The organism is Pseudomonas sp. IT-P218 (assembly GCF_949767605.1).
Classification (GTDB): Bacteria; Pseudomonadota; Gammaproteobacteria; order Pseudomonadales; family Pseudomonadaceae; genus Aquipseudomonas; species Aquipseudomonas putida_AE.
In genome coordinates this window covers 1-1,242 of sequence record NZ_CATKQQ010000052.1, presented here as the reverse complement: position 1 = coordinate 1,242, position 1,242 = coordinate 1, and the positions used below count along the sequence as shown (strand labels likewise).

2 protein-coding genes are annotated in these 1,242 nt (G+C 53.5%); both read right to left on the bottom strand.

Annotation, left to right across the window (positions count from 1 at the left end; translation table 11 throughout):
• Positions 1-38: 38 nt before the first annotated feature.
• Positions 39-875 carry an IS3 family transposase gene (locus ACM6I6_RS22620; protein ID WP_414920739.1) on the bottom strand — a complete coding sequence of 279 codons (837 nt, stop codon included), beginning with the start codon at positions 873-875 and terminating at the stop codon, positions 39-41.
• Positions 872-1,177: a transposase gene (locus tag ACM6I6_RS22615; protein ID WP_323609148.1), complete on the bottom strand. Its 306-nt coding sequence runs from the start codon at positions 1,175-1,177 to the stop codon at positions 872-874. The genes ACM6I6_RS22620 and ACM6I6_RS22615 overlap by 4 nt, the downstream gene beginning before the upstream one ends.
• Between the last annotated feature and the right edge of the window lie 65 nt (positions 1,178-1,242).

Sequence of the window (1,242 nt, the reverse complement as noted above, 5' to 3'; positions counted from 1 at the left end):
TGAACTGGTCAAGTAATCCCGGACACCGATTACGGTGTTTATGCCGCTTTTTGCTCCATAGCTATTGGCGACAGGTAGTTGTTGTAGCTGTGGAGCCTGGTGCGGTTGTAATACATGAAGAAGCGCACCATGTCGGTTTTTGCTTCTTCGACCATGCTGTAGCCGCTGCGGGGAACCCATTCTGATTTCAGTGTGCCGAAAAAACGCTCTGTTGGAGCGTTGTCCCAGCACTGTCCGCGATGACTCATGCTCTGCAAAATGCCGTGGCGGGCCAGTTCTTCTTGAAACTTACGACTGGTGTACTGACAGCCCTGATCCGAGTGGAACATCAGCCCCGGCGAGCAGGTTCGTACCTCTGTCGCCATGCGTAGCGCCTTGCTCACCAAGTTGGCGTCATTGACCAGAGAAAATGCCCAGCCAATGACTCGACGAGCAAACAGGTCAATTACGATGGCCAGGTGAACCCAACGTTTTCCCACCATCAAGCTGGTGACGTCGCCACACCAGACCTGATCAATTGCAGTCGGTTTGAAGTTGCGCTTAAGCCGGTTGGGCGCGACAAATGCCTCCACGCCTTTGGATCTGAATGGATGCGGCTGGCGTTGCTTACTGACAATGTTGGCTTCCCTCATCAGCGCTCTGACCACACTTCTTCCAACTGTAATATTTTGGGCCTTCAGGCCTTTGCTGATCATCCTGGAGCCCATGGCCTCCCGGCTTTCACTGTGCAGTTCAACCACTTTCAGCTTGAGCTCTTCGCGTCTGATCCGCGGTTTGGCGCGTCGCTGAAGCCACTCATAAAAGCTGCTGCGCTTCACACCAAAAACGCGACACACGATAGCCGTCGGGAATGACTCTCTTAGCTCCGCAATCATCGAAAACGATCGGGATCCGACATCAAGAGAGCGGTAGCCTTTTTTAAGATCTCGGCCTCCATCTCCATGCGCTTGATCTTGGCTTTTAGCTCCTGGATCTGGCGCTGATCTTCGGTAATCGCCTTGGTGCCTTTGACGGCCTGGCCCTCGCGTTCCTTGCGAACCTGATCGACCCAGCGCCGTAAAGCGGTGGGGCCGATATCCAGCGATGCACAAACATCTGGAACCGAACAGTTATCATCAAGCACCATGCTGGCAGCCTGAAGCTTGAACTCGCGGGTGTAGACCTTTCTTTCGTTCATGGAACCTCCAAGTTGGCGAAATCATATCGCCCTTAAGAGGTGTCCGGAATAATTAGGCCAGTTCA